The organism is Mycobacterium sp. E796 (assembly GCF_001672815.1).
In the GTDB taxonomy this organism is placed as follows: Bacteria; Actinomycetota; Actinomycetes; order Mycobacteriales; family Mycobacteriaceae; genus Mycobacterium.
On the sequence record NZ_LZKK01000336.1, the window covers coordinates 31,317 to 53,530 of the forward strand.

At 66.0% G+C, this 22,214-nt stretch carries 28 protein-coding genes; 18 read left to right on the plus strand and 10 right to left on the minus strand.

Annotated elements, in window-relative coordinates; all coding sequences use genetic code 11:
* Positions 1 to 13: 13 nt before the first annotated feature.
* The 3 genes from A5706_RS27705 to A5706_RS27715 all read right to left on the minus strand — a co-directional run bounded on the left by A5706_RS27705 (position 14) and on the right by A5706_RS27715 (position 1,851).
* The gene (locus A5706_RS27705; protein WP_068138364.1) at positions 14 to 529 is read right to left on the minus strand and encodes a hypothetical protein; all 516 of its coding nucleotides are present in this window, start codon (positions 527 to 529) and stop codon (positions 14 to 16) included.
* A gap of 87 nt (positions 530 to 616) precedes the next feature.
* Entirely contained in the window at positions 617 to 1,204 is a 588-nt protein-coding gene (locus A5706_RS27710; protein WP_231985443.1) for a twin-arginine translocation pathway signal, read from the minus strand.
* On the minus strand, positions 1,201 to 1,851 hold the full coding sequence (locus tag A5706_RS27715; protein ID WP_156767378.1) for a hypothetical protein: 651 nt from the start codon (positions 1,849 to 1,851) through the stop codon (positions 1,201 to 1,203). The genes A5706_RS27710 and A5706_RS27715 overlap by 4 nt, the downstream gene beginning before the upstream one ends.
* Before the next feature lie 251 nt (positions 1,852 to 2,102).
* On the opposite strand from A5706_RS27715, the gene A5706_RS27720 reads away from it, so the two are divergent.
* Positions 2,103 to 2,519, plus strand: coding sequence for a hypothetical protein (locus A5706_RS27720; protein ID WP_068138367.1), 417 nt, complete (start codon positions 2,103 to 2,105; stop codon positions 2,517 to 2,519).
* 16 nt (positions 2,520 to 2,535) lie between these two features.
* Here A5706_RS27720 and A5706_RS27725 read toward each other — a convergent pair whose 3' ends face one another.
* Positions 2,536 to 2,811 (minus strand): hypothetical protein, encoded by a 276-nt coding sequence (locus A5706_RS27725; protein ID WP_068138371.1) that lies wholly within the window; start codon positions 2,809 to 2,811, stop codon positions 2,536 to 2,538.
* A gap of 61 nt (positions 2,812 to 2,872) precedes the next feature.
* A complete protein-coding gene (locus tag A5706_RS27730) occupies positions 2,873 to 3,454 on the minus strand; it encodes a TetR/AcrR family transcriptional regulator (protein ID WP_068138376.1) in 582 nt (193 codons plus the stop codon).
* A gap of 105 nt (positions 3,455 to 3,559) precedes the next feature.
* Between A5706_RS27730 and A5706_RS27735 the strand changes: the two genes are divergently transcribed.
* The 5 genes from A5706_RS27735 (at position 3,560) to A5706_RS35065 (ending at position 7,959) form a co-directional block, all read left to right on the plus strand.
* Positions 3,560 to 4,345, plus strand: a complete 786-nt coding sequence (locus A5706_RS27735; protein ID WP_068138379.1) for a hypothetical protein — start codon at positions 3,560 to 3,562, stop codon at positions 4,343 to 4,345.
* Positions 4,342 to 5,160, plus strand: a complete 819-nt coding sequence (locus tag A5706_RS27740) for a hypothetical protein (protein ID WP_369831965.1) — start codon at positions 4,342 to 4,344, stop codon at positions 5,158 to 5,160. Before A5706_RS27735 ends, A5706_RS27740 begins: the two co-directional genes overlap by 4 nt.
* Positions 5,157 to 5,729, plus strand: coding sequence for a cytochrome c oxidase subunit 3 family protein (locus A5706_RS27745; RefSeq protein ID WP_068138384.1), 573 nt, complete (start codon positions 5,157 to 5,159; stop codon positions 5,727 to 5,729). Before A5706_RS27740 ends, A5706_RS27745 begins: the two co-directional genes overlap by 4 nt.
* Positions 5,730 to 5,735: 6 nt before the next feature.
* Entirely contained in the window at positions 5,736 to 6,017 is a 282-nt protein-coding gene (locus A5706_RS27750; protein WP_068138386.1) for a cytochrome C oxidase subunit IV family protein, read from the plus strand.
* A 169-nt stretch (positions 6,018 to 6,186) separates the two neighbouring features.
* Positions 6,187 to 7,959: a PE domain-containing protein gene (locus A5706_RS35065; protein ID WP_068138391.1), complete on the plus strand. Its 1,773-nt coding sequence runs from the start codon at positions 6,187 to 6,189 to the stop codon at positions 7,957 to 7,959.
* Between the two features lie 83 nt (positions 7,960 to 8,042).
* Here A5706_RS35065 and A5706_RS27760 read toward each other — a convergent pair whose 3' ends face one another.
* Positions 8,043 to 9,320 carry a cytochrome P450 gene (locus A5706_RS27760; RefSeq protein ID WP_068138394.1) on the minus strand — a complete coding sequence of 426 codons (1,278 nt, stop codon included), beginning with the start codon at positions 9,318 to 9,320 and terminating at the stop codon, positions 8,043 to 8,045.
* A 190-nt stretch (positions 9,321 to 9,510) separates the two neighbouring features.
* Here A5706_RS27760 and A5706_RS27765 point away from each other — a divergent pair, with 190 nt between their 5' ends.
* Complete coding sequence (locus A5706_RS27765) at positions 9,511 to 10,224, plus strand: TetR/AcrR family transcriptional regulator (protein ID WP_068138397.1); 714 nt, start codon at positions 9,511 to 9,513, stop codon at positions 10,222 to 10,224.
* Here the strand turns inward: A5706_RS27765 and A5706_RS27770 are convergent.
* Both A5706_RS27770 and A5706_RS27775 read right to left on the minus strand, forming a co-directional pair.
* Positions 10,140 to 10,568 carry a hypothetical protein gene (locus A5706_RS27770; protein ID WP_068138400.1) on the minus strand — a complete coding sequence of 143 codons (429 nt, stop codon included), beginning with the start codon at positions 10,566 to 10,568 and terminating at the stop codon, positions 10,140 to 10,142. The genes A5706_RS27765 and A5706_RS27770 overlap by 85 nt on opposite strands.
* Positions 10,565 to 11,323: an enoyl-CoA hydratase/isomerase family protein gene (locus A5706_RS27775; protein ID WP_068138403.1), complete on the minus strand. Its 759-nt coding sequence runs from the start codon at positions 11,321 to 11,323 to the stop codon at positions 10,565 to 10,567. The genes A5706_RS27770 and A5706_RS27775 overlap by 4 nt, the downstream gene beginning before the upstream one ends.
* A 115-nt stretch (positions 11,324 to 11,438) precedes the next feature.
* On the opposite strand from A5706_RS27775, the gene A5706_RS27780 reads away from it, so the two are divergent.
* The 7 genes from A5706_RS27780 (at position 11,439) to A5706_RS27810 (ending at position 17,421) form a co-directional block, all read left to right on the plus strand.
* Complete coding sequence (locus tag A5706_RS27780; protein ID WP_068138406.1) at positions 11,439 to 11,861, plus strand: lipoprotein LpqH; 423 nt, start codon at positions 11,439 to 11,441, stop codon at positions 11,859 to 11,861.
* A gap of 90 nt (positions 11,862 to 11,951) precedes the next feature.
* Positions 11,952 to 13,142: an amidohydrolase family protein gene (locus tag A5706_RS27785; protein ID WP_068138415.1), complete on the plus strand. Its 1,191-nt coding sequence runs from the start codon at positions 11,952 to 11,954 to the stop codon at positions 13,140 to 13,142.
* Between the two features lie 31 nt (positions 13,143 to 13,173).
* Entirely contained in the window at positions 13,174 to 14,673 is a 1,500-nt protein-coding gene (locus A5706_RS27790; RefSeq protein WP_082964692.1) for a FadD3 family acyl-CoA ligase, read from the plus strand.
* Between the two features lie 330 nt (positions 14,674 to 15,003).
* Positions 15,004 to 15,945 (plus strand): hypothetical protein, encoded by a 942-nt coding sequence (locus tag A5706_RS27795; protein ID WP_068138421.1) that lies wholly within the window; start codon positions 15,004 to 15,006, stop codon positions 15,943 to 15,945.
* The gene (locus A5706_RS27800; RefSeq protein WP_156767379.1) at positions 15,942 to 16,595 is read left to right on the plus strand and encodes a twin-arginine translocation pathway signal; all 654 of its coding nucleotides are present in this window, start codon (positions 15,942 to 15,944) and stop codon (positions 16,593 to 16,595) included. The genes A5706_RS27795 and A5706_RS27800 overlap by 4 nt, the downstream gene beginning before the upstream one ends.
* 10 nt (positions 16,596 to 16,605) lie before the next feature.
* Entirely contained in the window at positions 16,606 to 17,226 is a 621-nt protein-coding gene (locus A5706_RS27805; protein ID WP_068138424.1) for a fatty-acid--CoA ligase, read from the plus strand.
* Between the two features lie 9 nt (positions 17,227 to 17,235).
* Positions 17,236 to 17,421: a bacterioferritin-associated ferredoxin gene (locus A5706_RS27810; protein ID WP_068138427.1), complete on the plus strand. Its 186-nt coding sequence runs from the start codon at positions 17,236 to 17,238 to the stop codon at positions 17,419 to 17,421.
* Here A5706_RS27810 and A5706_RS27815 read toward each other — a convergent pair.
* On the minus strand, positions 17,418 to 19,109 hold the full coding sequence (locus tag A5706_RS27815) for an alpha-keto acid decarboxylase family protein (protein WP_156767380.1): 1,692 nt from the start codon (positions 19,107 to 19,109) through the stop codon (positions 17,418 to 17,420). The two genes, A5706_RS27810 and A5706_RS27815, sit on opposite strands and share 4 nt — an antisense overlap.
* Positions 19,110 to 19,168: 59 nt before the next feature.
* Here A5706_RS27815 and A5706_RS27820 point away from each other — a divergent pair, with 59 nt between their 5' ends.
* From A5706_RS27820 to A5706_RS27835, 4 genes are read left to right on the plus strand one after another with little or no spacing between them, the layout of a single operon-like run.
* Entirely contained in the window at positions 19,169 to 19,612 is a 444-nt protein-coding gene (locus A5706_RS27820; RefSeq protein ID WP_068138434.1) for an SRPBCC family protein, read from the plus strand.
* Positions 19,613 to 19,617: 5 nt separating this feature from the next.
* Positions 19,618 to 20,697, plus strand: a complete 1,080-nt coding sequence (locus A5706_RS27825) for a CaiB/BaiF CoA-transferase family protein (RefSeq protein ID WP_068138437.1) — start codon at positions 19,618 to 19,620, stop codon at positions 20,695 to 20,697.
* A gap of 58 nt (positions 20,698 to 20,755) precedes the next feature.
* Positions 20,756 to 21,211, plus strand: coding sequence for an SRPBCC family protein (locus tag A5706_RS27830; RefSeq protein ID WP_068138440.1), 456 nt, complete (start codon positions 20,756 to 20,758; stop codon positions 21,209 to 21,211).
* 3 nt (positions 21,212 to 21,214) lie between these two features.
* Entirely contained in the window at positions 21,215 to 21,667 is a 453-nt protein-coding gene (locus A5706_RS27835) for an SRPBCC family protein (RefSeq protein WP_068138443.1), read from the plus strand.
* Here A5706_RS27835 and A5706_RS27840 read toward each other — a convergent pair.
* The coding region (locus A5706_RS27840; RefSeq protein WP_156767381.1) for an aminotransferase class I/II-fold pyridoxal phosphate-dependent enzyme at positions 21,636 to 22,214 on the minus strand (579 nt) is incomplete at its 5' end. The genes A5706_RS27835 and A5706_RS27840 overlap by 32 nt on opposite strands.

The window sequence follows — 22,214 nt, forward strand, 5'->3', positions numbered from 1 at the left end:
CAGGTGAACGAGATCAGCTGATTTTGTCCAGCCGGAACGGCTGGTCGATGTACAGCGGCTTGTTGGTGCCGCAGGCGCCGCTGGGGCCGGACGTCTGTTCCCGTCCCGCAAGGACCGGCGACCCAAGCACGTTCTCGCCGGTCTCCGGGTTGGCGGGATAGAAATGGATGACGTCGTGGCCGACGTATGAGGTGCCGTCGGGACACGTTGTCCAATTGGGAATGTCGCGTTTGACGAACCAGGTTTTCCCTTCGTTCATGAATATCGGTGCGGTCCACCCCTGGTCGCTGACGACCGTGCCGTCGCACCGGTAGGCAGTGGAGCACGAAGTCGTGATGGTCCACGTGCTTCGCACCACCGCCTCCTGGTGGAAAATTTCGTTGGTCCGGGCCCAGTCGCCGACCACGGTGGCGGTGTACGTCCCGTTGATGGAGGGGTCGTAGGCCCATGCCGACGGGGCCACGCCCACGCCGCCCGCCACGCCGACGGCTACCACGGTTGCGCTTATCGCCATATTCATCGGACGCATCGTATGCTCCTTGAGGCGTTAAATACCGCCAATTCCAAGCGAATCGAATTCACAGACTAACACCGCCTCCGCATGTCGCGGAATGGTTTAGGTGGGGCGTTCAAGGACATCGAATTTATCGATGAGCCACGACCCATTGACCTTTGCCATCTCCACCTTCAGGCTGCTCGACGTCAAGACAGGTTCCGGCTTCGCCTTGCTGGTGGTCTTCTGCCTTATGAAGACAAGCACCACAGCCGAATTCGGGTGCAGTTCCGACACCGCGGCCTTGACCACGGTGGCGGTCGTCGTGACTTGGCCGCGCTGCGCCGACGGCCCCACGACCTGGTCGGCAAATCGTTGGTAGTAGGCCAGATAGTCCTCGGTGAGCCGGGATTTCGCGTTGGCGAAATCGCGATCAAGCGTTTCCGGCGAGTAGGACAGCAACGCCACCGCACCGTCACTGGCCGCCCTGATGACCTGGTGCGCCGCCGCGCGGTCGGTCTGCAAATCCGGACGGTAATCGAAGTAAAAAATCCGGGCCGCGTTGCCGAGGGCGGCAATAAGCAGAAGCGTCAACAGGATTGACCGCCACCGCGCCAGGCAACGACGCGTCCAGCGCCCGAGCGCGCCGTTGCGGCGGGCCGGCGCCCGCTCCTCGGCCGACTCCTCGTGCGCAGCGCTGTCGACCGTCACCGGACGAACTCGAGTCTGGAAATCTTGAGCTGCCCGGCATCGCGTTGGACGGTGACGACGATCCGCAGCTGGCGCGATTCCGGCTTAGTCTCACCGGGTTTGGTGATCTCCGATTTCGCCGCGATCAGCACAATCGCTGAATCCTGGGTCATGGACTGCACGGCGGCCGCTTGTACCGAGCCCTTGGAGACGACTTTGGACTCCTCCACCGCCTTCACGGCATCCTCGCCGCCCATCAAGATGCTGATTTTGAACGTCCCGGTTGTGTCATCGGCGAAACGTTGCAGATCTTCCCTCGCCTTGGTCGGATCGATCGTCATCATCGTCACGATGGCGTTGCGGGCGGCCGCGGCGAACTCGGAACTGCGATGCTTTTCCTGCTCGACGCCGCGGTGATGCCACACCAGGTATCCACTGCCCGCCAGCGAGGCGCAGCTGACCAAAACCGCCGCGATCGCCGCCAAGCCCCTGCGGCTCGGGCGACGGGGACGCAGCCGCCGCCATCGCGACGGCGCCGTTTCGATCCCCTTGGTGTGGGCCCGGTTGTCGAGGTCGCCGGACGCCGCCTCGAGCTGTTCGCGCAACCGTGCGGCACGGGCCCGAGCGGCGGCGGCGCGGGCGTCCGCCTCGGCGACTTCCGCGGCCACCGCAACCTCCGGAGCCGAGGTTGAGGGTGGCGTGGATGGGGGCCCAATTCGTCGATTTTCGGCGACGGTCGCCCCAGCGGGAAGCTTGCGCCGAGGCACTGGATCACCTCCTCGTCGCGCCTACAGGAGAGCCACATTATCACTGCCACGCGGGCGGGCCGGCGGACGGAGACAGCGGCTTTAGACGCAAGTCTTCTCCGAGTGAGAGAATTCTATTCCCACCGGTGGGCGAAGTAATTTAAAGTAATCCCGTGCGATTCACAGTGGCAGCGGTCGCCGTGCTCTTAGGCCTCTCGCAGGGCCTGGGTGTCGCCGTGGCGCCGCAGGCCACCGCAGCGCCGGTTAATTGCGATTACCCGGATTGCACGCCGGGCATCATGCCGCACCAGGTGCTCGGTGCGCCGTGCGACAACACCACGTACTACGTATTCGGGACCGCCGACTATTACGTGTCTTTCGCCACGCAGCCGGGACGACTGATGTTCTGCGGCTCGCCCCGGAGGTACGAGCCCCGTTGGTTCCGGTCGCCCCCGATGGCCGGCGTCAAGGTCGAGGGCTCGTCTTGCGTCGATTTCCCGGAGTACTACGTCGCGCAGGCGCCGGACGGCCTGTTCCTCGTCTGCAATGCGCATGACGGAACACAGATTTGGGAGCGCGGCGACACTTAGGCCGATTCGGCTCGACTCACGGCCGGGTGTTCGGGATCTCCGGCCAATCTTGGAAGGGACTGGGTCCCCAGTAGTCGAAGTTGTGGACCGTGCCGTCCATGTCGCGATGGTGCGCGTCGTGGCACGTAGTCGGGTCCCATTGCGGTCCCCATGACGGATCGAACATTTGGCCCGGGCACCAGTGATAGCCCACGAACGGCCACGGCGGGTTGTCGGCGTGAGCGACCGTCGCGGTGCCCAAGCCGGCGCTGACCATGATCGCCGCGGCGGCGACACGCGCGACTTTGCTCATGGGAGAACCGTACCCGAGCGACCGCCGAACCGGACCAAAAAATTCCGTGGAAGTGCCGCGATCAGTCGGCCGCGTCGATCAGCCGGCGGGTGATGCGCCCCAGCTGGGCGCGCAGGGTGTCGTCGTCGATATCGGCCACCAGAGGCGACACGACCCCGACCGCAATCGCGCCCGACAGCACTGCCGCCGACACCCGCGCGTCCTCGGCCGGGTCGTCCAGCAGCACGCCGTAGAGCCGCTGGATGAATTGCTGGAAGGGTTCGTGTTCGCCCAGCAGTCGCACGACGACGGGGTCGAATTGCAGGGTGCTTGCGGCGCCGCGACGTTCGACGGCGACGTCGATCACCCGGTCCAGCAGCAGCTCCCGCGCGGTGGACCGGTGATCGTGCGCCTCGGCCGCCTCCAAGGCCTCCTCGAGGCCGCCGAGTTCCCGCTCGGTCAACGCGATGACGATCTGCTCCTTCGTCTTGAACTGGTGGTAGACGGCGGCTTTCGTGACCCCGATGGTGTCGGCGATCATCTGCAGCGAGGTGCCGCCGACACCGTGCTCGGCGATCAACTGCAGCGCGGCATCGAGGATGCGGGTCTGCGCGGCGCTGCGCGTGATGAAACGGAACCGGCTCCTTGTCTGCGGGGAAACCACACCGGAAGCGTAGCCGATCGGCTATTGACCCGAGGATAGCCGATCGGCTAGTTTCGCTGACTAACGGGGTATTGATGCATGCCGTCACAGCGAAGGAGTCAGGCGATGTCCGACGTCGGCGAGAACAACGCTCCGGGCCGCCACTCGTCGCGAACCGCGTTGCGGCGTACCGACGGCGAGCTGATCCTGCTGTGGACGTTGCCGGCGACGGTGATCATCTGGATCGCGTGCTTTTTCCTGTTTCCGGGGTTCAATCCGCCGATGTCACCCAGCATGTCGGCCGAGCAGGTGGCCGCGTTCTATCGCGATCCCGCGCACCTGCCGCAGATCCGCTACAGCATGATCGTGTTCAACTGGTTTGGTGTGGGCCTCATCCCGATTCTGATCTTGCTCGTGATGCAAGTCCGCAGGATGGCCCACCGCACGCCCATCTTCTCGTACGCGTTGCTCGGGTGCGTGGCAGGCGGCCCCACCCTATTCCTCATCGCGAACATCTGCTGGCTGGTGGCCGCCTTCAGGCCGGAGCGAAATCCGGAGCTGACTCAGATGTTCAACGATCTGGCGTGGGTCGCCTTCACCACCGAGGTGCCCTATCTGATCGCCCAAAGTGTGATCCTTGCCGTCGCAATCTATTTCGACGACCCATCACGCCCGGTGTTTCCGCGCTGGGTGGCGCATTTCAACCTTCTCGTGGCGGCCGCGTTCGTGCCGGCGGCGTTTGTCGGCCTGGCGTTGTCGGGTCCCCTGGCATGGAACGGGACGCTGTCGTTCTGGTTGAAGAACACCGCCGTCGCGGTATGGATCGTCGTGACGGGTGTCGTTCTGGCCCAAGCGATTCGTCGCGAACGCGGTGACGAACGGTGGCGTGATCCAAGCCGGGTCACTGCATGAGGTCGGCGATGACGCCGACGGTGTCGCCGCGGGATGAGCCGCGGCGGCCGCCCGTGGGTCCTTTGCCTCACCGCATCGCCTGGCATTTCCGACACAACCCCAAGCGTGAGCTGTGGTTGGCGTGGTGGACATTAGTCGTCTTCTACGGCCTCTACGGTGTGGTCTTCTTTGTGATCACGCACACCCAGCCTCCGCCAAGCCCCGCCTGGGACACCCAGCGGGTCGTGAGGTGGTTCCACGGCAACCACTTTGGGCTACTGGTTGGCTTCGCCATCGTCTTCCTGATCACTGGAATGACCGCGATCATCAACGCCTTAATTGCCTACTCGATGCGCCGCATGTCGGTCAGCCGTGCCTTTGGCTACGTCTACCTAGTGTTGTATTCACTCAGCGCGGTGCCCGGGATGCTGCTGCTGTGTGTAGCGCTGACGGCGGGAGCCCTCCGGCGGGATCGAAATCCGGAATTAATCGTCTGGATCTACGACTTTGCTTTCCTGTCGTTCACGGGAACTATGGGTGTGTTCATGATCGGTTCGCTCGTGTGGATGCTTGCGATTCTGATCGACAGGAACCGGGTTTTCCCTAAGTGGTTCGGCTACCTGAACCTGTGCAACGCGCTCACCGAGGTCGTGGTGTCGCCAGCGTGGATCTTCCGACGCGGCGTCCTGGCATGGAACGGCCAGATTGCCTGGTGGCTGGACGTGGTCGTGTTTGGCCTATATACGGGAGTCTTCATCTTTCTGCTCAGGCGGATGATCCAACGCGAGGACTTCGGCGACGGCCCGTTGCCAGACCGCGCGAAGGCGTCGCAATGACCGCGCCGACAGAAAAGCGCACCAGGTTCGTGCCCGGCCAGCCCGACATGTGGGCCTTCGTTTTGTTCGAGACCTTGGTTTTCACAGGCTATTTCGGCTTCTACCTGTTTTATCGCGCCCGAAGCCCCGAGCTCTTCCTGCACTCCCAGGCACAGCTGGACCTGCGTATCGGGGTGTTCAACACGCTGGTCCTGCTGCTGAGCTCGTGGTCGGTGGCGCGGTGCGTCCAGTCGTCCCGGGCCGGCGCCTACCGCGCGGCGCTGCGGGACGCCTTCATCACTGCCGGGTTCGCCGCAGTGTTCCTGTCTCTCAAGGTATTCGAGTGGGCCCGGTTGGTCCGAATGGGAAATGGGTTGGACAGCAACGACTTCTTCACCTACTACTTCTTCCTCACCGGAATCCACTTCGTGCACCTGCTGATCGGCTTCGTCGTGCTCGGCGTCATCGTCTACCAACTCCGAAGTACGGCGAGGCGATCCCAGGAGATAATCGAAACCTGCGCCACATATTGGCACACCGTCGACTTCCTGTGGGTGCTCATCTTCGCGCTGCTCTACGTGGTGAGGTGATCGAACATCAAATTCAACAAGAGGCTGCTGGTCGTCTGGCTGGTGCTTGCGTCGTTGACGCTCGCCTACCTATGGATCGATCACTCGCTCGACGGAACGCTGAGGGCCAGCGCGGTGGTCACGTCGACCGTCATCGTGATCGCACTCGTCAAGGTGCGCATCATTTTTCGGGAGTTCATGGAGGTGCGTCAGGCCCCAGCCCTCCTGTGCCGACTCACCGACGCCTGGGTAGTGCTCATGGCCGTCGCACTGCTCGGCTGCTATTTCATCGGCAGGACGCTCGCCTGATAATTCGAACGTGGCTGTCAACCCGCTTGACGCGAACGCGCGTAGTGTCATGCAGATATACGCCTTGCATAACGGTTGAATAACGGTTGTCTGGCGGCGCCTTTGGCGTTTCATCCACGCTCAATAGCATCGGCCAGATCTCGTAGTACACCGACGAGCGGGTGGCGCCATGACGTTTCTCATTGCCGCACCGGCGACGGTGGTCGCGGCCGCCACGGAGCTGGCGGGCATCGGTTCGACACTGACCGCGGCCCATGCGCTCGCGGCCGCCGGAACCACCGCGGTGCCGCCCGCCGCCGCCGACGAGGTGTCGGCCGCGATCGCGTCGCTGTTCTCCGGCTACGGCCGGGCCTATCAGTCGTTGAACTCCCGGGCGGCGGCCTTCAACCAGCGGTTCGTGCAGGCGTTGAACGACGCGGGGACTGCGTACGCGGCCGCGGAGGCGGCCAACGCCTCGCCGTTGCAGGCCCTGGAGGGTGACGTGCTGGGTCTGATCAACGCGCCCACGAACGCGATGCTGGGTCGCCCGCTGATCGGCAACGGGACCGACGGGGCGCCGGGAACCGGGCAGCCCGGCGGACCCGGCGGGCTGCTGGCCGGCAACGGCGGCAACGGCGGGTCCGGCGCCGCGGGAAAACCCGGCGGCCGAGGCGGTGACGCCGGCCTGTTCGGCAACGGCGGCCGGGGCGGCGCCGGAGGCCCGGGCACGGCCGGTGCCGCCGGCTCACCAGGTGTGAACGGCGGCAACGGGGGAACGGGCGGCGCGGGCGGCCACGGAGGCCTGTTTGCCGGCGATGGCGGCGCCGGCGGTAACGGCGGTGACGGCGGTGACGGTGCCGTCGGCGGCATCGGCGGCGCAGGCGGTGCGGGCGGCCAAGGTTCGGCGATGTCCGGCCATCCGGGCGCCGACGGCGGCAAGGGCCACGACGGGACCAGCCTCGGCGGCGGCACCGGCGGTCCCGGCACCGGGGGCACCGGGTCGGGCATCTACTCGCCCTACGTCGACATCACGCTCTGGCCCGGCCCCAGCGGATACGACTTCGCGACCGCCGCCCACAACGGAGTCAAAAACGCCACGCTCGCCTTCATCAACGTCGACCCGAACGGCAACCCCTCTTGGGGCGGCTATTCGGCGTACGACGTAACGGGCGGCACCCAAAGCGCTTTCATCGACAACCAAATCGCCAACATGAAAGCCAACGGCATCAACGGGACCATCTCGTTCGGCGGCGCGTTCGGCACCGATCTCTCTGCCGTCAACGGCCAGACCCCCACCGCGCTGGCGCAGCAGTACGCATCGATTGTGAACACCTACAAGATCTACAACCTCGACTTCGACGTCGAGGGTGCGTTGCAGGGCAACACTCAAGCGATGAACACCCAGTCGAAGGCCATCGCCATCCTGCAGCAGCAGGAGGCGGCCAACGGCACGCCCGTGACCGTCTCGTACACACTGCCGGTGCTGCCCACGGGCCTGGTCGAGGGGCAGGGGGGCGGGCTGAACGTCCTGCAGATCGCCGCGACCAACGGTGTGAACGTCTCCCGCGTGAACATCATGGCCATGGACTACGGCAACGGTTTCGACCAGACCGGCAACCCCGGGATGGGCGCGTACGCGATCGATGCCGCGACGGCCACCCATACCCAGTTGATGACCCTCTACCCGTCGCTGACCAGCCAGCAGGCCTGGCACATGCTCGGGGTGACGCCGTTGATCGGAATCAACGACGACCCAAGCGAGATCTTCGGCCTCGCCGACGCGCAACAGCTGACCACCTTTGCCCAGCAGCACGACATCGGCGAGCTGTCGATGTGGGAACTGCCCCGCGACCTCACGGGCACGTTGGGCGCGGTGGACGCCGTCGACGGCAGTGGAATTGCGCAAACCCCGTTCGAGTTCTCCGGGATCTTCGAGCAGATCGAGACCGCATCGCAACCCTGATTGGGCGAGCAGTCGCAAGAGCCCCCAATCTTGTTGCGGTATGGGGGCTTTTGCGACTGCTCGGCGGTTGGGCGGGACCGCCCTTACCCGTTCGGCGTGAAGGTGAGGTGGAGTTCCCTGAGCCCGCGCAGGATGTACGTCGGCTCATAGGTATAGCGACGATCGTCGGCGGAGCCGTGCTTGGCCTCGTTGATCGTGATGTCGCTCATCCGGTCCAGGATGCGCTCGATGGAGACCCGACCCTCCACCCGGGCGAGCGGTCCGCCCGGACACGAGTGCACGCCGCGCGCGAAAGCCATGTGCTCGCGGACATTTTTGCGGCGCAGGTCGAACTCGTGCGGGTTGTCAAACCGGCGTGGGTCGCGGTTGGCCGCCCCGGGCAACACCATCACGACGGTGCCGGCGGGGATGTCGACGCCGCCGACCGTGGCTGCCCTGCGGGCCAGCCGCGAGTCGCTCTTGACGGGGCTGTCCATCCGCAGCGATTCCTCGATGAACCCGGGAATGAGGCTGCGGTCGTCGCGCAGCTGCTGCTGGATGTCGGGCCGCTCGCCGATCACCTGCAGCGCGGCGCTGAGCAGCTTGGCCGTGGTCTCCTGTCCGGCGGCGAAAAGGAATGTGGCGGAACGCACTACCTCGATGACCTCGGGTGTGGACCCGTCGGGGTACTTCGCCGACGCAAGCGACGTCAGCACGTCGTTGCGGGGCTCGCGCCGCCGGTCCTCGATGTAGTTGCAGAACTTGTCGTCGAGCCACTCCAGCGGGTTGATGCCGACCGACTGGTGATCCAGGGCGCCCACCCGCGACTCGGGGCGGTCGGCGCCCAACACGACGCGGAACTCCTTGTGGTCCTCCTCGGGAACGCCGAGCAAGTCGGCAATCACCAACGTGGCGAACGGCTTTGAGTACTCGCTGATGAACTCGCACTCGCCGTTGGTCAGAAACTCGTCGAGCTGACGGTCGGCGAGGCGCCACATGAACTCCTCGTTCTGCTTCAGTCGGCTCGGGGTCAGCAGCTTGCTCAGCACCGAGCGCGCCCGGGTGTGTTCCGGTGGATCCATCGTCACCATGTGCTCGAACATCGGGAAGTAACTGCGGTGCTGGTCGATCTGGGGGCTGATGTCGTCGCCCTCGGGCTGGAACGGCAGCGGCGGGAACGGCCCGCCGAGCGCGACGATGTTCGAGAACGTGTCGGGATCCTTGTAGACCTCGCAGGCCTCCTCGTAGCCGGTGACGGCGACGACCCCGTGGTGCGGCAGCCGCAGCACCGGGTTTTGGCTGCGCAGGTAGTCGAAGTAGGGGTGCGGATCGGGCACCAGAGATTGATCGGTGAAGAAGTCGATCGTGTCGAAGGTGGTCATAGGACTGCGTCTCCCTGGGCTGGTCTACCGGTGAGGTTCGGCGGCAAGCGGCACCGCCGCCCAATTCCGAAAGCCAAAAATGTGCTGAGCACCTGCTTAGCATGGCGGTATTGTCAGGGTCAAGGCCGCAACGCGGTGCCGCGCTACGATCCGTGGGGTCGGCACCAACGCAGAAATACGGAGCAGGGATTTGACTTCGGCCCGCAGAATCGGGGCGCCGGACGCGAAGAACCGCGCCCTGCTGCTCGACGCGGCCGAGCGGCTGATGGTCGACGAAGGCTACGCCGCGGTGACGTCGCGCCGTCTGGCGAGCAAAGCGGGTTTGAAGCCACAGCTGGTGCACTACTACTTCCGGACCATGGACGAGTTGTTCCTCGAGGTCTTTCGCCGCCGCGCCGAGGAGGGTCTTCAGGTGCAAGCTCGCGCCCTGGACTGCCCTCAGCCGTTGTGGGCGCTGTGGCGATTCGGCACCGATCCCGCATTCACCCGCATCTCAATGGAATTCATGGCGCTGGCCAATCACCGCAAGGAGATGCGAGCCGAAATCGCCTACTACGCCGAGCGTTTCCGCGAGGAACAGCGCCAGGCGGTGGCCGCCGCGCTGCAGCGCTACGGCGCGGATGGCGAGTGGGACGGTGGGGACGTGCCGCCGGTCGTGTGGACGGTCCTGATGACCAGCCTGTCGCGGTTCTTGGTGCTCGAGCAGGCGGTCGGTATTTCCGGCGGCCACGCCGAAACTTTAGAGCTGGTCGAAAGTTACCTGCGCCGCCTGGAAGGCGAGCCGCAGCCCATCGAGGGCGTGCCGCAAAGCTGGATGGTTCACCAGGTCCGCAGCGAACAGAGCGCGCCCTTGGGGCCGATGTTGGAGACCACGACCTTGCCGTCCACCGACAGGTCGCACTGAATCCCGCCCTGCGCCAAGGGTTCACGACCGGTGGTGGCGGTGACCATCGCCCACTGATCGGGGTTCAACAGGTTCACCGGCTGGACCCACGGCTTACCCGGCGCGACGTCGGCGTGGACCTGCGGGGTGAACGCGTAGTTGTTGTGGCTGTAGTCGGAGAAGAGCGTGGGATCCTGATCCTGGTAGAAGATGTCGACGTAGGCCGGACTCTTGGCCGAGACGATGTACACGACCTGATGCCAGACCGGGTCGGCGTGCGCCCGTCCGGGGCCCGCCAGCAGGCCCGTCAGCGCCAGCAACATCGCCGAGCCGACGCCCAACAGTCTCTTCGCGGTGCTGATCATGTCGCTCCTTCGGCTGCCGGGCGCGGACTGGCGGTGCGGTTCATCACCCGCTCTGCGGCCTGCCAGTGGGCGTCGGCAACCCACAGCCGTGCAAAGGATGCTATCGCTTCGTCCGGGGAAACGCCGCTGATTACGCGCTTTATCTCGGCCGCCGGGTGGCGGGCCAGCGACGTGGCGATCGATCGCCAGCCCTCGTCGAAGGAAGCCCGCGGAAACACCAGATCCACCAAGCCGATCCGCTCCGCCTCGGCGGCGTCGAGGACGGTTCCGGTGCCCGCCAACAGCAACGCCTTGCTCTTGCCGACGATCGCGGCCAGTCTCTCTGCGCCGCCCCAGGCCGGCATGATCTCCAACGCCACCTGGTTGAAGGCGATCTTGATGTCGTCGGCGGCCACTCGGATGTCCGCTGCCACCGCGACTTCGGCGCCACCCCCGAAGGCGTGGCCGTTGAGGGCGGCGACGACCGGGGCGGGGAATGCGGCGAGCTGATCGCAGATGGACCGCATCCGTTTCGCCATCGCCGCGGCGTCTTCTTCCGTCCGCAGGGCGCTCAGCTCCTTGAGGTCGCCCCCCGAGACGAACGCCCGGTCGCCGGCGCCCTTGATGACCAGGGTCCGCGCGCCCGCCGCGGCATCGATCGCCTTCTCCAGCTGCGCCATGGTGTCGGGCGCGATGGCGTTGCGGGCGTGGGGGCGATCGATGGTGAGCACCGCGAGCCCGTCATCAAGATCGGGGCTGTACTCCAGGTCCACCATGGGTCACCGCTCCAATTAAGGACAGCCGAAAAGCCGATATTGGCATTCTCTTTCGGGGAGAATAACATCATCGCAGCAGGTCCCGAAGCTCGTCACCCAGGATCGAGGTGGCCCAGTGGCTAACCGAATGGTGGTCGTCGCCGCCGCCGCGCTTGCCGTCGCCGGCCTCGGCGCCTGCAGTCCCAAGGCGCAAACGCAACTCTCCAGCACCGCGTCGGTGACCGTCAACGGAAACGACGCGAAGATCAACGTCGTCAAGTGCAGCCAGTTGGAGTGGTACCGCACGATCGACATCGGCGGCGACTTCGCCGGGGCCAAGGTCGTCATCGACCAACGAGTGGAGCCGCTCACCGCCCAATCCGTGCGCATCCAAAATCTGGGTGGCTTCACCGGCATGTATTCGAAGGACGACGGCGGTAACGCCGACATGAGCTTGAGCGGCGAGAAATTCACGATCACGGGCACGGCCAACGGCTTCAAGACCGACAAGCCGAACGAACCGGCTTCCGCCTCGTTCAAGATCATCGCCAACTGCTGACCGCGCAGGACCGAGCGCCCGAGGAGGGGGCACGTTGCGAACCGGCGCCTATAGAGAATAGTATTCTCGCAAATTGCGAAGGAGGATCTCATGGGCCAGTTGTCACATCGGGAGGACGTCCCGTTTCCGATCTTTGACGCGGATAACCATCTCTACGAGCCGCCGGAGGCGCTGACCAAGTTCCTGCCCAAGGCCTACAAGGACTACGTCCAGTACGTGCAGATCAATGGGCGCACCAAGATCGCCATCCGCGGCCACATCAGCAACTACATTCCCAACCCGACCTTCGAGGTCGTCGCCCGGCCGGGCGCCTGGGAGGAGTACTTCAAGTACGGCAACCCGGACGGCAAGAGCAAGCGCGAGCTCTTCGGCGAGCCGATGCGCGCGATCCCGGCGTTCTTCGAGCCCGGCCCGCGCCTGGAGAAGATGAACGAGCTGGGGTTGGACCGCACCCTGATGTTCCCGACCCTGGCCAGCCTGCTCGAGGAGAGGCTGCGCGACGACCCGGTCGCCATCCACGTTCTGATCCACGCGCTGAACGAGTGGCTCGACGAGGTCTGGGGCTTCAACTACCAGAACCGGATCTTCACCACCCCGGTCATCACCCTGCCAATCGTGGAGAAGGCGATCGAGGAACTGGAGTGGGCGGTCAAGCGCGGGGCCCGCTGCATCCTGATCCGCCCGGCCCCGGTCCCCGGCTTCCGTGGCCCCCGGTCGTTCGCGCTGCCCGAGTTTGACCCGTTCTGGGAGCGGGTCGTCGAGCACGACGTGCTGGTCGGCATGCACTCCAGCGACAGCGGCTACTCCCGCTACACCTCCGAATGGGACGGCGCCGAACAAGAGATGTTGCCGTTCCAGACCAATGCGATGGGCATCCTCAACGAGTGGCGCCCGATCCAGGACGCGGTGGGCTCGTGGGTGATTCACGGCGCGCTGTACCGCCACCCGAAGCTGAAGGTCGCCATCGTTGAGGCCGGTTCGAAGTGGATGACCCCGCTGCTGGACGGCCTGGCCGAGGTCTTCCGTAAGGCCCCGGAGGCGTTCCCGAGCGACCCGGTCGAGGTGGTCAAGAACCGGATCCACGTGAGCCCGTTCTTCGAGGACGGCATCGACGACCTGATCAACCTCGTCGGCGTGGATCAGGTGCTGTACGGCTCGGACTGGCCGCACCCGGAGGGGCTGGCGGAGCCGACGTACTACGTCAACGCGCTGTCGCACCTGTCGGTCGACGACCAGGCCAAGATCATGGGCGGCAACCTCGGTCGGCTCGTCACGGTGTGACGCACCGGCTGATCCTGGCCGGGCGGTGACGATGCAGAGCGCGAAGCGCGATGAGGTGGGGGCACCTCCCGCTCGCGGGGGAGAGCCGGCCAATCCAAATTGGCAGACCATCCCCGAGATGGTCTTGAGCGCGGCGGACCGCTTCGGTGACGCGGAAGCGGTTGTCGACGGTCCGCTGCGCTTGACGTTCAACGAGGTCGTCGAGCGGATCCGTTGCGCCGCAGGCGCGTTCGCGAGCCTCGGTGTCAATAAGGGTGACCGCGTCGCGATCTGGGCGCCCAACTCGGCGGAGTGGATCATCGCGGCTTTCGGGCTGCTCACCGCGGGCGGCGTGCTGGTGCCGGTCAACACGCGGTTCAAGACCGAAGAAGCCGGCGACATCATCGCCCGCAGCCGAGTCAAGGCCGTCCTGGTGCAGAAGGGCTTTCTCGGCCAGGACTACACCGCACCGGCGGGGACGCCCGTCATCGACCTGAAGTCCGACTTTCTTTCCTGCGGTAGCCCGTTCGAGCGGGCGGTCAACGGCAACGACATCTCGGACATCATCTTTACCTCGGGCACGACCGGCCGCCCGAAGGGCGCGATGATGAATCATCGCCAGACGCTGCGGATGTACGAGGAATGGGCGACGCTCGCCGATCTGCGTCAAGGCGACCGCTACTTGCAGATCAACCCCTACTTCCACACCTTCGGCCTGAAGGCGGGACTGGTCACGTCCTTCCTGCGCGGCGCGACGATGCTGCCGGTCGCGGTCTTCGACGTCGACACGGTGGTGGATCTGATTGCGCACGAAGGCATCACGATGCTGCCCGGGCCGCCGACGCTGTACCACTCGCTGCTCGCGATTCAAGACAAGTCCAAGCTGTCGACGCTTCGGGCCGGTGTGACCGGCGCCGCCGACATCCCCGTCGAGCTGATTCGTCGCATCCACGACGAATTGCCGTTCCAGACGCTGATGACCGGTTACGGGCTCACCGAGGCCGGGAACGTCACGCTGTCGCTGCCCGGCGATTCCTTCGAGGACGTGGCCACGACCGCAGGCGTGCCCTGCGAGGGAGTCGAGGTGCGCATCGCCGACGACGGCGAGGTGCTGGTTCGCGGCTACGGCGTCATGCAGGGCTATCTCGACGATCCCGTCGCCACCGCGGAGGCGATCGACGCCGACGGCTGGCTGCACACCGGAGATCTGGGCAGTTTCACCGAGGCGGGCCGCCTCCGGATCGTCGGGCGCAAGAAGGACATGTTCATCGTCGGCGGATTCAACGCGTATCCCGCCGAGATCGAAGGCTTCCTGATGAACCACCCGGCCGTCGCGCAGGCGGCGGTGATCGGCGTTCCCGACGAGCGGCTCGGCCAGGTAGGCAAGGCGTTCGTGGTCCGCAAAGACGGCGAATACACCGTCAGCGCCGACGAATTGATCGGCTGGTGCCGCGAACGCATGGCGGGCTTCAAGGTGCCGCGCTCGGTGCAGTTCCTGGAGTCCTTGCCCCTCAACGCCACCGGCAAGGTGGTCAAAGACTTACTGCGCTAGCCCCGGGCGGCCTCTCCGTATGCCCGATAAGAGAACCCCGTTTCCACAGCTTGTTGTGCATTTGTACAGCGACGCCGCGGCGACATGGGCAGGCCTCTCAGGAGAGGGTGATAACGTGGCTCTCCTGGTCGCCGCGACATTCGCGGCGGAAGAATATCGGCGCAGATGCTCGCCGCTAATGCGCTTCCCGAGTAGGGTGGCCCAACGGCGACGACGCCTTGCTGGGACGCCGTGGCCCGCCGTCGGCGGACGGAAGCAAGGTAGCGCGGGCAAGCGGTAGAGGAGTTTGGCATTGAGTCACGAGCAGCCTCGTTCTCGGGCTGGTGAGCGGTGAGTGGCGGCGCCCGCCAGAACGCCGCTGACACGAAATCGGTTCCGGTGAACGAGGACGAGACCCCCAGCACTGCCGCCGAAATCCGGGCGCTGGCCGAACAGGCCGAGGCGGAAGCCCAAGAAGCGGAAGCCCTTGCCGCCGCCGCCCGCGCCCGGGCCCGCGCCATCCAGTTGCGCCGCGAGGCCGAACTCGCGGAGGCCCAGCTCTCCGAAACCAAGGAAGCAGCCACCGAAGAAGCCGTCGCAGCAGAAGACGAGGCGGACGCAGCAGGATCCGTCCAGGCCGAGGTGCCCGACGCGGCGTCCGAGGTGAAGGCGGACGAGACCGAGGCCGCCGAAGACGCCGAAGCTGCCGACACCGAAGAGCCGGTCGCCGAGGCCGACGCCGACGAGGCCGGGGCGCCCGCGCCGGCCAGCCGCCGGCTCCGCCTGACCCGACGGCTTCGCCGCCCCAAGTGGTCCACCCTCGCCGCTTCCCTGGCGATCATCGTGATCCTCGTGGCCTTCGCGGGCAGTGGCTACATGATCAAGGAGCACCGCGACGCGGTCCGGCAGCGACAGCGCGCCGCCGAGTTCGTCGCCGCCGCGCGCCAGGGCGTCGTGACGTTGACGTCGCTGGACTTCAACAACGCCAAGCAAGGCGTGCAGCGCATCCTGGAGAACTCCACGGGCACTTTCAAGGACGACTTCCTGAAGATGGCCGACGATTTCACCAAGGTGGTGGAGCAGTCGAAGGTGGTGTCGCAGGGCAGCGTTCAGGCTGCGGCCGTGGAGCTGGACTCGATGACGAAGGATTCGGCGGTGGTGCTGGTGGCCTCCACCTCCGAGGTCACCAATGCGGCCGGCGCCAAACAGGATCCGCGTAACTACCGGCTAATCGTGACGGTCACTCGCGACGGTGGCCAGCTCAAGATATCGAAAGTCGAGTTTGTGCCGTGACCGCAGACGAAAAATCGGTCCAAGACACCGCGGAAGTCGAGGAGACGGCGGAGGCCGAAGAGACGACCGAGGTAGCAGAACAGGCGGAGCCCGCCGAGGACATCGACGATTACGGTAAAACGCCCGGCCGCTGGAAGCGCCTTGCCGCCCAGGCGAAGAAACGGTCGGCCGGCAAGGTGGTCCCGGCCGTGCTGGCGTTGCTCGTGATCGCCTCGCTGAGCCTGCTTGGCTGGCAGTACTGGTACTCCTATCGGCCGGACCGCGCGACCGATGCGTCGGCCGCGAAGTCCGCCATCTCCGCCGCAAGCGACGGAACGGTGGCGGTGCTGTCGTATTCGCCCGACACCCTCGACCGCGATTTCACTTCCGCGAAGTCACACCTGACCGGCGACTTCTTGTCCTACTACGACCAATTCACCCAGCAGATCGTCGCCCCCGCGGCCAAGCAGAAATCGGTGAAGACCAGCGCCGTGGTGCTGCGCGCCGCGGTGTCCGACCTGCGCCCGGATTCGGCCACCGTGCTGTTGTTCGTCAACCAGAGCACGCAGAGCAAGGATCGGCCGGAGCCGACGTTCACCAACAGCAGCGTGACGGTCACGCTGACGAAAGCCAATGGGAAGTGGCTCATTTCGTCGTTCAACCCGGTCTAGGACAACCACGTTGAGCACCGGTGACATTCACTCGATGGTGATCGCATCGGACTATCGCGTCCCCGACCCGACCCGGGTGTGGCCGCTGCTCGAGCGCAACAAGGCGGCGCTCGCCGACATCGGCGCCCACCATGTGCTGGTGTACACGTCCACCCACGAGCACGGGCGCGTGCTGGTGATGATCGGGGTGCACAGCCGCGAGCCCATCGTGGAGCTGCTGCGCTCGCGGGTCTTCTTCGACTGGTTCGACGCCGCCGGCGTCGAGGACATACCCGCAGTCTTTGCCGGCGAGATCATCGACAGATTTGTTCCGCAACCGTCGCCCAAACCGGCCGCGCCCGGCGTGGTGGTGTGCGCGATCGCGTCCGTCGAGGACGTCGCGACCCTGACCGCGGGATTCCGCGCGGCCATGGACGGGCTCGCCGGGGCAGGCGTCCGAAAGACGTCGGTATTCCAGGCTTTTGACGACGACCGCGAGGTGCTGATCCTGTCGGAGTTTCCCGACGAGGTCGCCGCCCAGCGTTGGATCGACCATCCCGACGCCGCGGCGCAATGGATGTCGGGCGTGGGCGTCGGCGCCCACCCGCCGGTGTTCGTCGGCCGGCTGTACGACACGATGCGCATCGACTGAGCGCCGCTGATGTTCGTCTGCCTCTGCAACGGCGTCACCAGCCACACGGTCGCCGAATGCGTCGCCGCCGGGGCGTCCACGACCAAGGAGGTCGCCCAGGCCTGTGGGGCCGGCGCCGATTGCGGGCGCTGCCGGCGCACCGTGCAGGCGATGCTGCGCGCCTCAACCCCGGACCGGGCGGGGCGCCCGCGCTAGCCTTCCCGGCGGCGCGCGTTAGCCTCCGGCGACATGGATCCGACGAGTTGGCCGAGCAGACGCGGGATCTCCAGCCGCGGCAGGACCACCTCGACGAAGACCATGCGGTCCTGATGCTGCGCCGCCGCGGTGAACGCGTCGTCGAGTTCGCCGTAGGCCTGCGCGCGGAACGCCAGGTGGTTGGAAACCCCCAGCGCGCGCGGGACGTCGGTCCAGCTCCAGCTCACGATGTCGTTGTACGGGGCCATCTTCCCGTGGATCGCCCGTTCGACGGTGTAGCCGTCGTTGTTGACCACCACGATGACCGGGGACAGTCCCTCGCGGGAGAAGATGCCGAGTTCCTGCACGGTCAGCTGCGCGGCGCCATCACCGATCAGCAGAACCGTCCTGCGGTCCGGATGCGCCACCGCGGCCCCGACCGCCGCGGGCAGCGTGTAACCGATTGAACCCCAAAGCGGTTGGCCGATGAAGGTGACGCCGTGCGGCAACCGATGATCCGCCATTCCGTAGTACGAGGTGCCCTGGTCGGCCAGCACCACGTTGCCCGGTGTGAGCGCGACGCACAGCCGGTCCCAAACCATTTGTTGGGTGAGTGGTTGATCGCGCGGCGGGGGTGGTGGCAGGGGCTCGGCCGGCGGGGCCTGCACGGGGGGCGACGTGATCCCGCGCCGGGCCAGGATGTCGGCCAGCGCCTCCAGCGCGGCGCCCATCTCCATCGGCGCGAAAACCTCACCGGCCACACTGCTTTGGTACTGTCCGACGTCGATGGTCCGCGCCGGGTCGATCCGCTGGCTGAAGAAGCCGCTGACCATGTCGGTGAAAACGACCCCCGCTGTCACCAGCACCGGCGCGTCCTCGATTGCCGCGCGCACCCGTTCGGCGCTGGCCGAACCGGCATAGATGCCAAGAAAATTGGGGGAGCTCTCGTCGAGCAGGCTCTTTCCCCACATCAACGTGGCGTGCGGCACCACGTCCGCCGCAAGCAACGCCTCAAGCTCCTTGACGGCTTGCAGCCGGTGCACCAGCAAGTCGGCCAGCACGGTCAGCTGATGATCGCCGATGAGTTGGGTGGCGGCCTCGATGAACAGCGACAGTGCGCGCGGGCTGGTGCCACCGGTGTAGCGCGGCAGCGGCGCGTCGGGCGGTTCGGTGGGGAAGCGGGCCACGTCGGTGGACAACAGCAGGTATCCGGGCCGTTTTTGCTCGCGTACCTCCGAGAGCACCCGATCGATCTCTCGGCATGCCGTAGCCGGCATGAGATTCGCCTGGGCGCAGGTGATTTCGCGACTGATCCGAAAGAAGTGCTCGAAGTCGCCGTCGCCGAGGGAATGGTGCAGCGCGCGCCGGGCGCCCTGGGCGTCTTTGGACGGGCCGCCGACGATGTGCACGACGGGCACGTGCTCAGCGTAGCTGCCGGCGATCGCATTGGTGGCCGACAGCTCACCCACCCCGAATGTCGTTACCACGGCCGACATTCCGCGCAGCCGCCCGTACCCGTCGGCCGCATAGCCGGCGTTGAGCTCGTTGGCGCTGCCCACCCACCGAATGGTCGGATGGGCGACGATGTGGTCCAGGAATTCCAGGTTGTAGTCGCCGGGAACGCCGAAGATCTCGGAGACACCGAGTTCGGCGAGGCGGTCCAGTAGGTAGTCACCGACGGTGCAGACGAGGGGATCAGTCACAAGCACGACGGTACGCCCGGTCCAAACCGTTCCAGCCGACACGCTGCTTCGCCTATTGTGCGGGCATGGCTATCAAAGAATCCCGCGACATCGTCATCGAAGCGAGCCCCGAGGAGATTCTGGACGTCATCGCCGACTTTGAAGCGATGCCCGAATGGTCGGACCCGCATCAGAGCGCGGAGATCCTCGAGACCGGGGACAACGGGCGGCCCAGCAAGGTGAAGATGAAGGTCAGGACCGCGGGCATCACCGACGAACAGGTGGTGGCCTACACCTGGAACGGCAACGACGTGAGCTGGACGCTGGTCAGCTCCGGCCAGCAGAAGTCGCAGGACGGCAAGTACACCTTGGTTCCCCAGGGAGACGCGACCCTGGTCAAGATGGAGATCCGCGTCGACCCCAACGTGCCGCTGCCCGGCTTCGTGCTCAAACGGGCCGTCAAGGGCACGATCGACTCCGCGACCAAGGCCCTGCGCGAGCGGGTGCTTGCGGTGAAGAAGGGCAACTAGTCGCGGTGACGAGCGAGGGTCCCCTGGCCGGGGTGCGGGTCATCGAACTCGGCGGCATCGGGCCGGGGCCGCATGCCGGGATGATGCTTGCCGACCTCGGCGCCGACGTGGTGCGCGTGCGCCGGCCTGGCGGCCTGACCATGCCGCCGGAGGACCGCGACCTGCTGCACCGCGGGAAGCGGATCGTCGACCTCGACGTCAAGTCGCAGCCTCAGGCGCTGCTGGGGCTGGCCGCCAAGGCCGACGTGCTGCTCGACTGCTTCCGGCCCGGCACCTGCGAGCGGCTCGGCATCGGACCCGAGGACTGCGCGGCGGTCAATCCGCGGCTGATCTTCGCGCGCATCACCGGCTGGGGACAGCACGGACCGGTGGCACACACGGCGGGCCACGACATCAACTACCTCTCGCAGACCGGCGCGCTCTCGGCGCTCGGGCATCGGGACCGGCCGCCGATGCCGCCCCTGAACCTGGTCGCCGACTTCGGTGGCGGTTCGATGCTGGTGCTCCTGGGCATCACGGTCGCGCTGTACGAGCGGGAACGGTCGGGCCGGGGCCAGGTCGTCGACGCCGCGATGGTGGACGGGGTCAGCCTGCTCGCCCAGATGATGTGGACCATGAAGTCGACCGGTTCGCTGCGCGACGAGCGCGAATCGTTTCTGCTCGACGGCGGCGCCCCGTTCTACCGGTGCTACGAGACCGCCGACGGCAAGTACGTCGCCGTCGGCGCCATCGAGCCGCAATTCTTCGCGGCGCTGCTCGACGGGCTCGGCCTGTCGCCCGACGAGGTGCCTGCCCAGCTCGACATCGGTTCGTATCAACGGATGTACGACATCTTCGCGAAGCGCTTCGCCAGCCGGACCCGCGACGAATGGACGGAGACCTTCGCCGGCACCGACGCGTGCGTCACCCCGGTGTTGACCTGGAATGAGGCGGCCGCCGACGACCATCTGAACGCCAGGTCGACGTTGATCACCGCGCACGGCGTGAAACAGGCCGCTCCCGCACCGCGCTTCTCCCGCACCCCGGCCGGACCGGTCGGGCCGCCGCCCGCAGCAACCACTCCGCTCGACGAAATCGGCTGGTAAGTAGAGATTTACGCGAACCCCACCCGCGTGTGGGGCGCTGGGGTTACTTTGTTCTGTAGTGGCCGTAAAAGCATCACGGGAATTCGTCGTTGACGCGCCGCCGGAAGTGGTCATGGAGGCGCTGACAGACGTCGGCGTCCTGTCATCGTGGTCGCCGCTACACAAACACATCGAAGTGATCGACCGTTATCCCGACGGACGCCCACACCACGTCGAGACCAAGATCAAGATTCTGGGGCTGGTCGACAACGAGATCCTGGAATACCACTGGGGCCCCGACTGGGTCGTCTACGACGCCAAGCGGACCGCCAAACAGCACGGCCAGCACATCGAGTACAACCTCAAGCCCGAGGGCCTCGACAAGACGCGGGTGCGTTTCGACATCACCGTCGAGCCGGCGGGACCCATTCCGGCGTTCGTCGTCAAGCGAGCCACGGAAAAAGTTCTCGACGCCTCGGTGAAGGGGCTCAGCGAGCTGTTGACCGGCGGCGGGAAACCGGGCGGTGCGACTTAGCCAGTGGCCGTACAAGCATCGTCGGAAATTGTCATCGACGCGCCGCCGGAAACCATCATGGATGCGCTCGCCGACATGGAGAACGTGCCGTCGTGGTCCGCGGTGCACAAGAAGGCCGAGGTCATCGACACCTATCCCGACGGGCGACCGTTCCACGTCAAGGTGACGATCAGGGTGATGGGAATCTTCGACACGCAGTTCCTCGAGTACCACTGGGGCCCGGACTGGATGGTCTGGGACGCCGAAAAGACCATCCACCAACACGGCCAGCACGGCGAGTACAACCTGACCCGCGAGGGTGACGACAAAACCCGGGTGCGATTCGGCATCACCGTCGAACCGTCGGCGCCGCTGCCCGAGTTCGTGATCAGCCGGGCCCGCAAGAAGATCCTGCATGCCGCGCTGGAGGGACTCCGGAAGCGGGTTATGGGCCCCGCAGCGCCGCGAGGCGCCTGATTGCCTCGTCGAGGGTGGCCTCGCGTTTGCAGAACGTGAAGCGCACCAAGTGATTCCACACGTCGGCATGGGGTGCCGCGGGATCGCAGAACGCCGACATCGGGATGGCCGCCACGCCGACCTTCTCCGGGAGCGTCGCGCAAAAGGCGGTGCTGTCGTCGTAGCCGAGCGGGCGCGGGTCGGCGCACAGGAAATAGGTGCCGTTGCTGTCGTGCAGCGCAAAGCCGATCTCGCTCAGCCCGGCGGCCAGCCGGTCCCGCCTGCCTTGCAAGGAGCGGCGAAGCTCGGCGACCCAGGCGTCCTCGGTGTCCAGCGCGAGAGCCACCGCGGGCTGGAACGGCGCACCGCCGACGTAGCTCAGATACTGTTTGGCCGCGCGCACGCCGGCGATGAGTTGCGCTGGGCCGCAGGCCCACCCGATCTTCCATCCGGTGCAGTTGAACATCTTGGCCGCGCTGGAGATCGTGATGGTGCGCTCGGCCATGCCGTCGAAGCCGGCCAGCGGGAGGTGGCGGTTGGCGTCAAAAACCAGGTGCTCGTACACCTC

Excerpts from the sequence above, each read along its gene's own strand:
- A5706_RS27705 (WP_068138364.1), bottom strand. The coding sequence starts at position 529 with ATGCGTCCGATGAATATGGCGATAAGCGCAACCGTGGTAGCCGTCGGC.
- A5706_RS27725 (WP_068138371.1), bottom strand. The coding sequence starts at position 2,811 with ATGAGCAAAGTCGCGCGTGTCGCCGCCGCGGCGATCATGGTCAGCGCC.
- A5706_RS27735 (WP_068138379.1), top strand. The coding sequence starts at position 3,560 with ATGTCCGACGTCGGCGAGAACAACGCTCCGGGCCGCCACTCGTCGCGA.
- A5706_RS27740 (WP_369831965.1), top strand. The coding sequence starts at position 4,342 with ATGAGGTCGGCGATGACGCCGACGGTGTCGCCGCGGGATGAGCCGCGG.
- A5706_RS27745 (WP_068138384.1), top strand. The coding sequence starts at position 5,157 with ATGACCGCGCCGACAGAAAAGCGCACCAGGTTCGTGCCCGGCCAGCCC.
- A5706_RS35065 (WP_068138391.1), top strand. The coding sequence starts at position 6,187 with ATGACGTTTCTCATTGCCGCACCGGCGACGGTGGTCGCGGCCGCCACG.
- A5706_RS27760 (WP_068138394.1), bottom strand. The coding sequence starts at position 9,320 with ATGACCACCTTCGACACGATCGACTTCTTCACCGATCAATCTCTGGTG.
- A5706_RS27770 (WP_068138400.1), bottom strand. The coding sequence starts at position 10,568 with ATGATCAGCACCGCGAAGAGACTGTTGGGCGTCGGCTCGGCGATGTTG.
- A5706_RS27775 (WP_068138403.1), bottom strand. The coding sequence starts at position 11,323 with ATGGTGGACCTGGAGTACAGCCCCGATCTTGATGACGGGCTCGCGGTG.
- A5706_RS27785 (WP_068138415.1), top strand. The coding sequence starts at position 11,952 with ATGGGCCAGTTGTCACATCGGGAGGACGTCCCGTTTCCGATCTTTGAC.
- A5706_RS27790 (WP_082964692.1), top strand. The coding sequence starts at position 13,174 with ATGCAGAGCGCGAAGCGCGATGAGGTGGGGGCACCTCCCGCTCGCGGG.
- A5706_RS27810 (WP_068138427.1), top strand. The coding sequence starts at position 17,236 with ATGTTCGTCTGCCTCTGCAACGGCGTCACCAGCCACACGGTCGCCGAA.
- A5706_RS27820 (WP_068138434.1), top strand. The coding sequence starts at position 19,169 with ATGGCTATCAAAGAATCCCGCGACATCGTCATCGAAGCGAGCCCCGAG.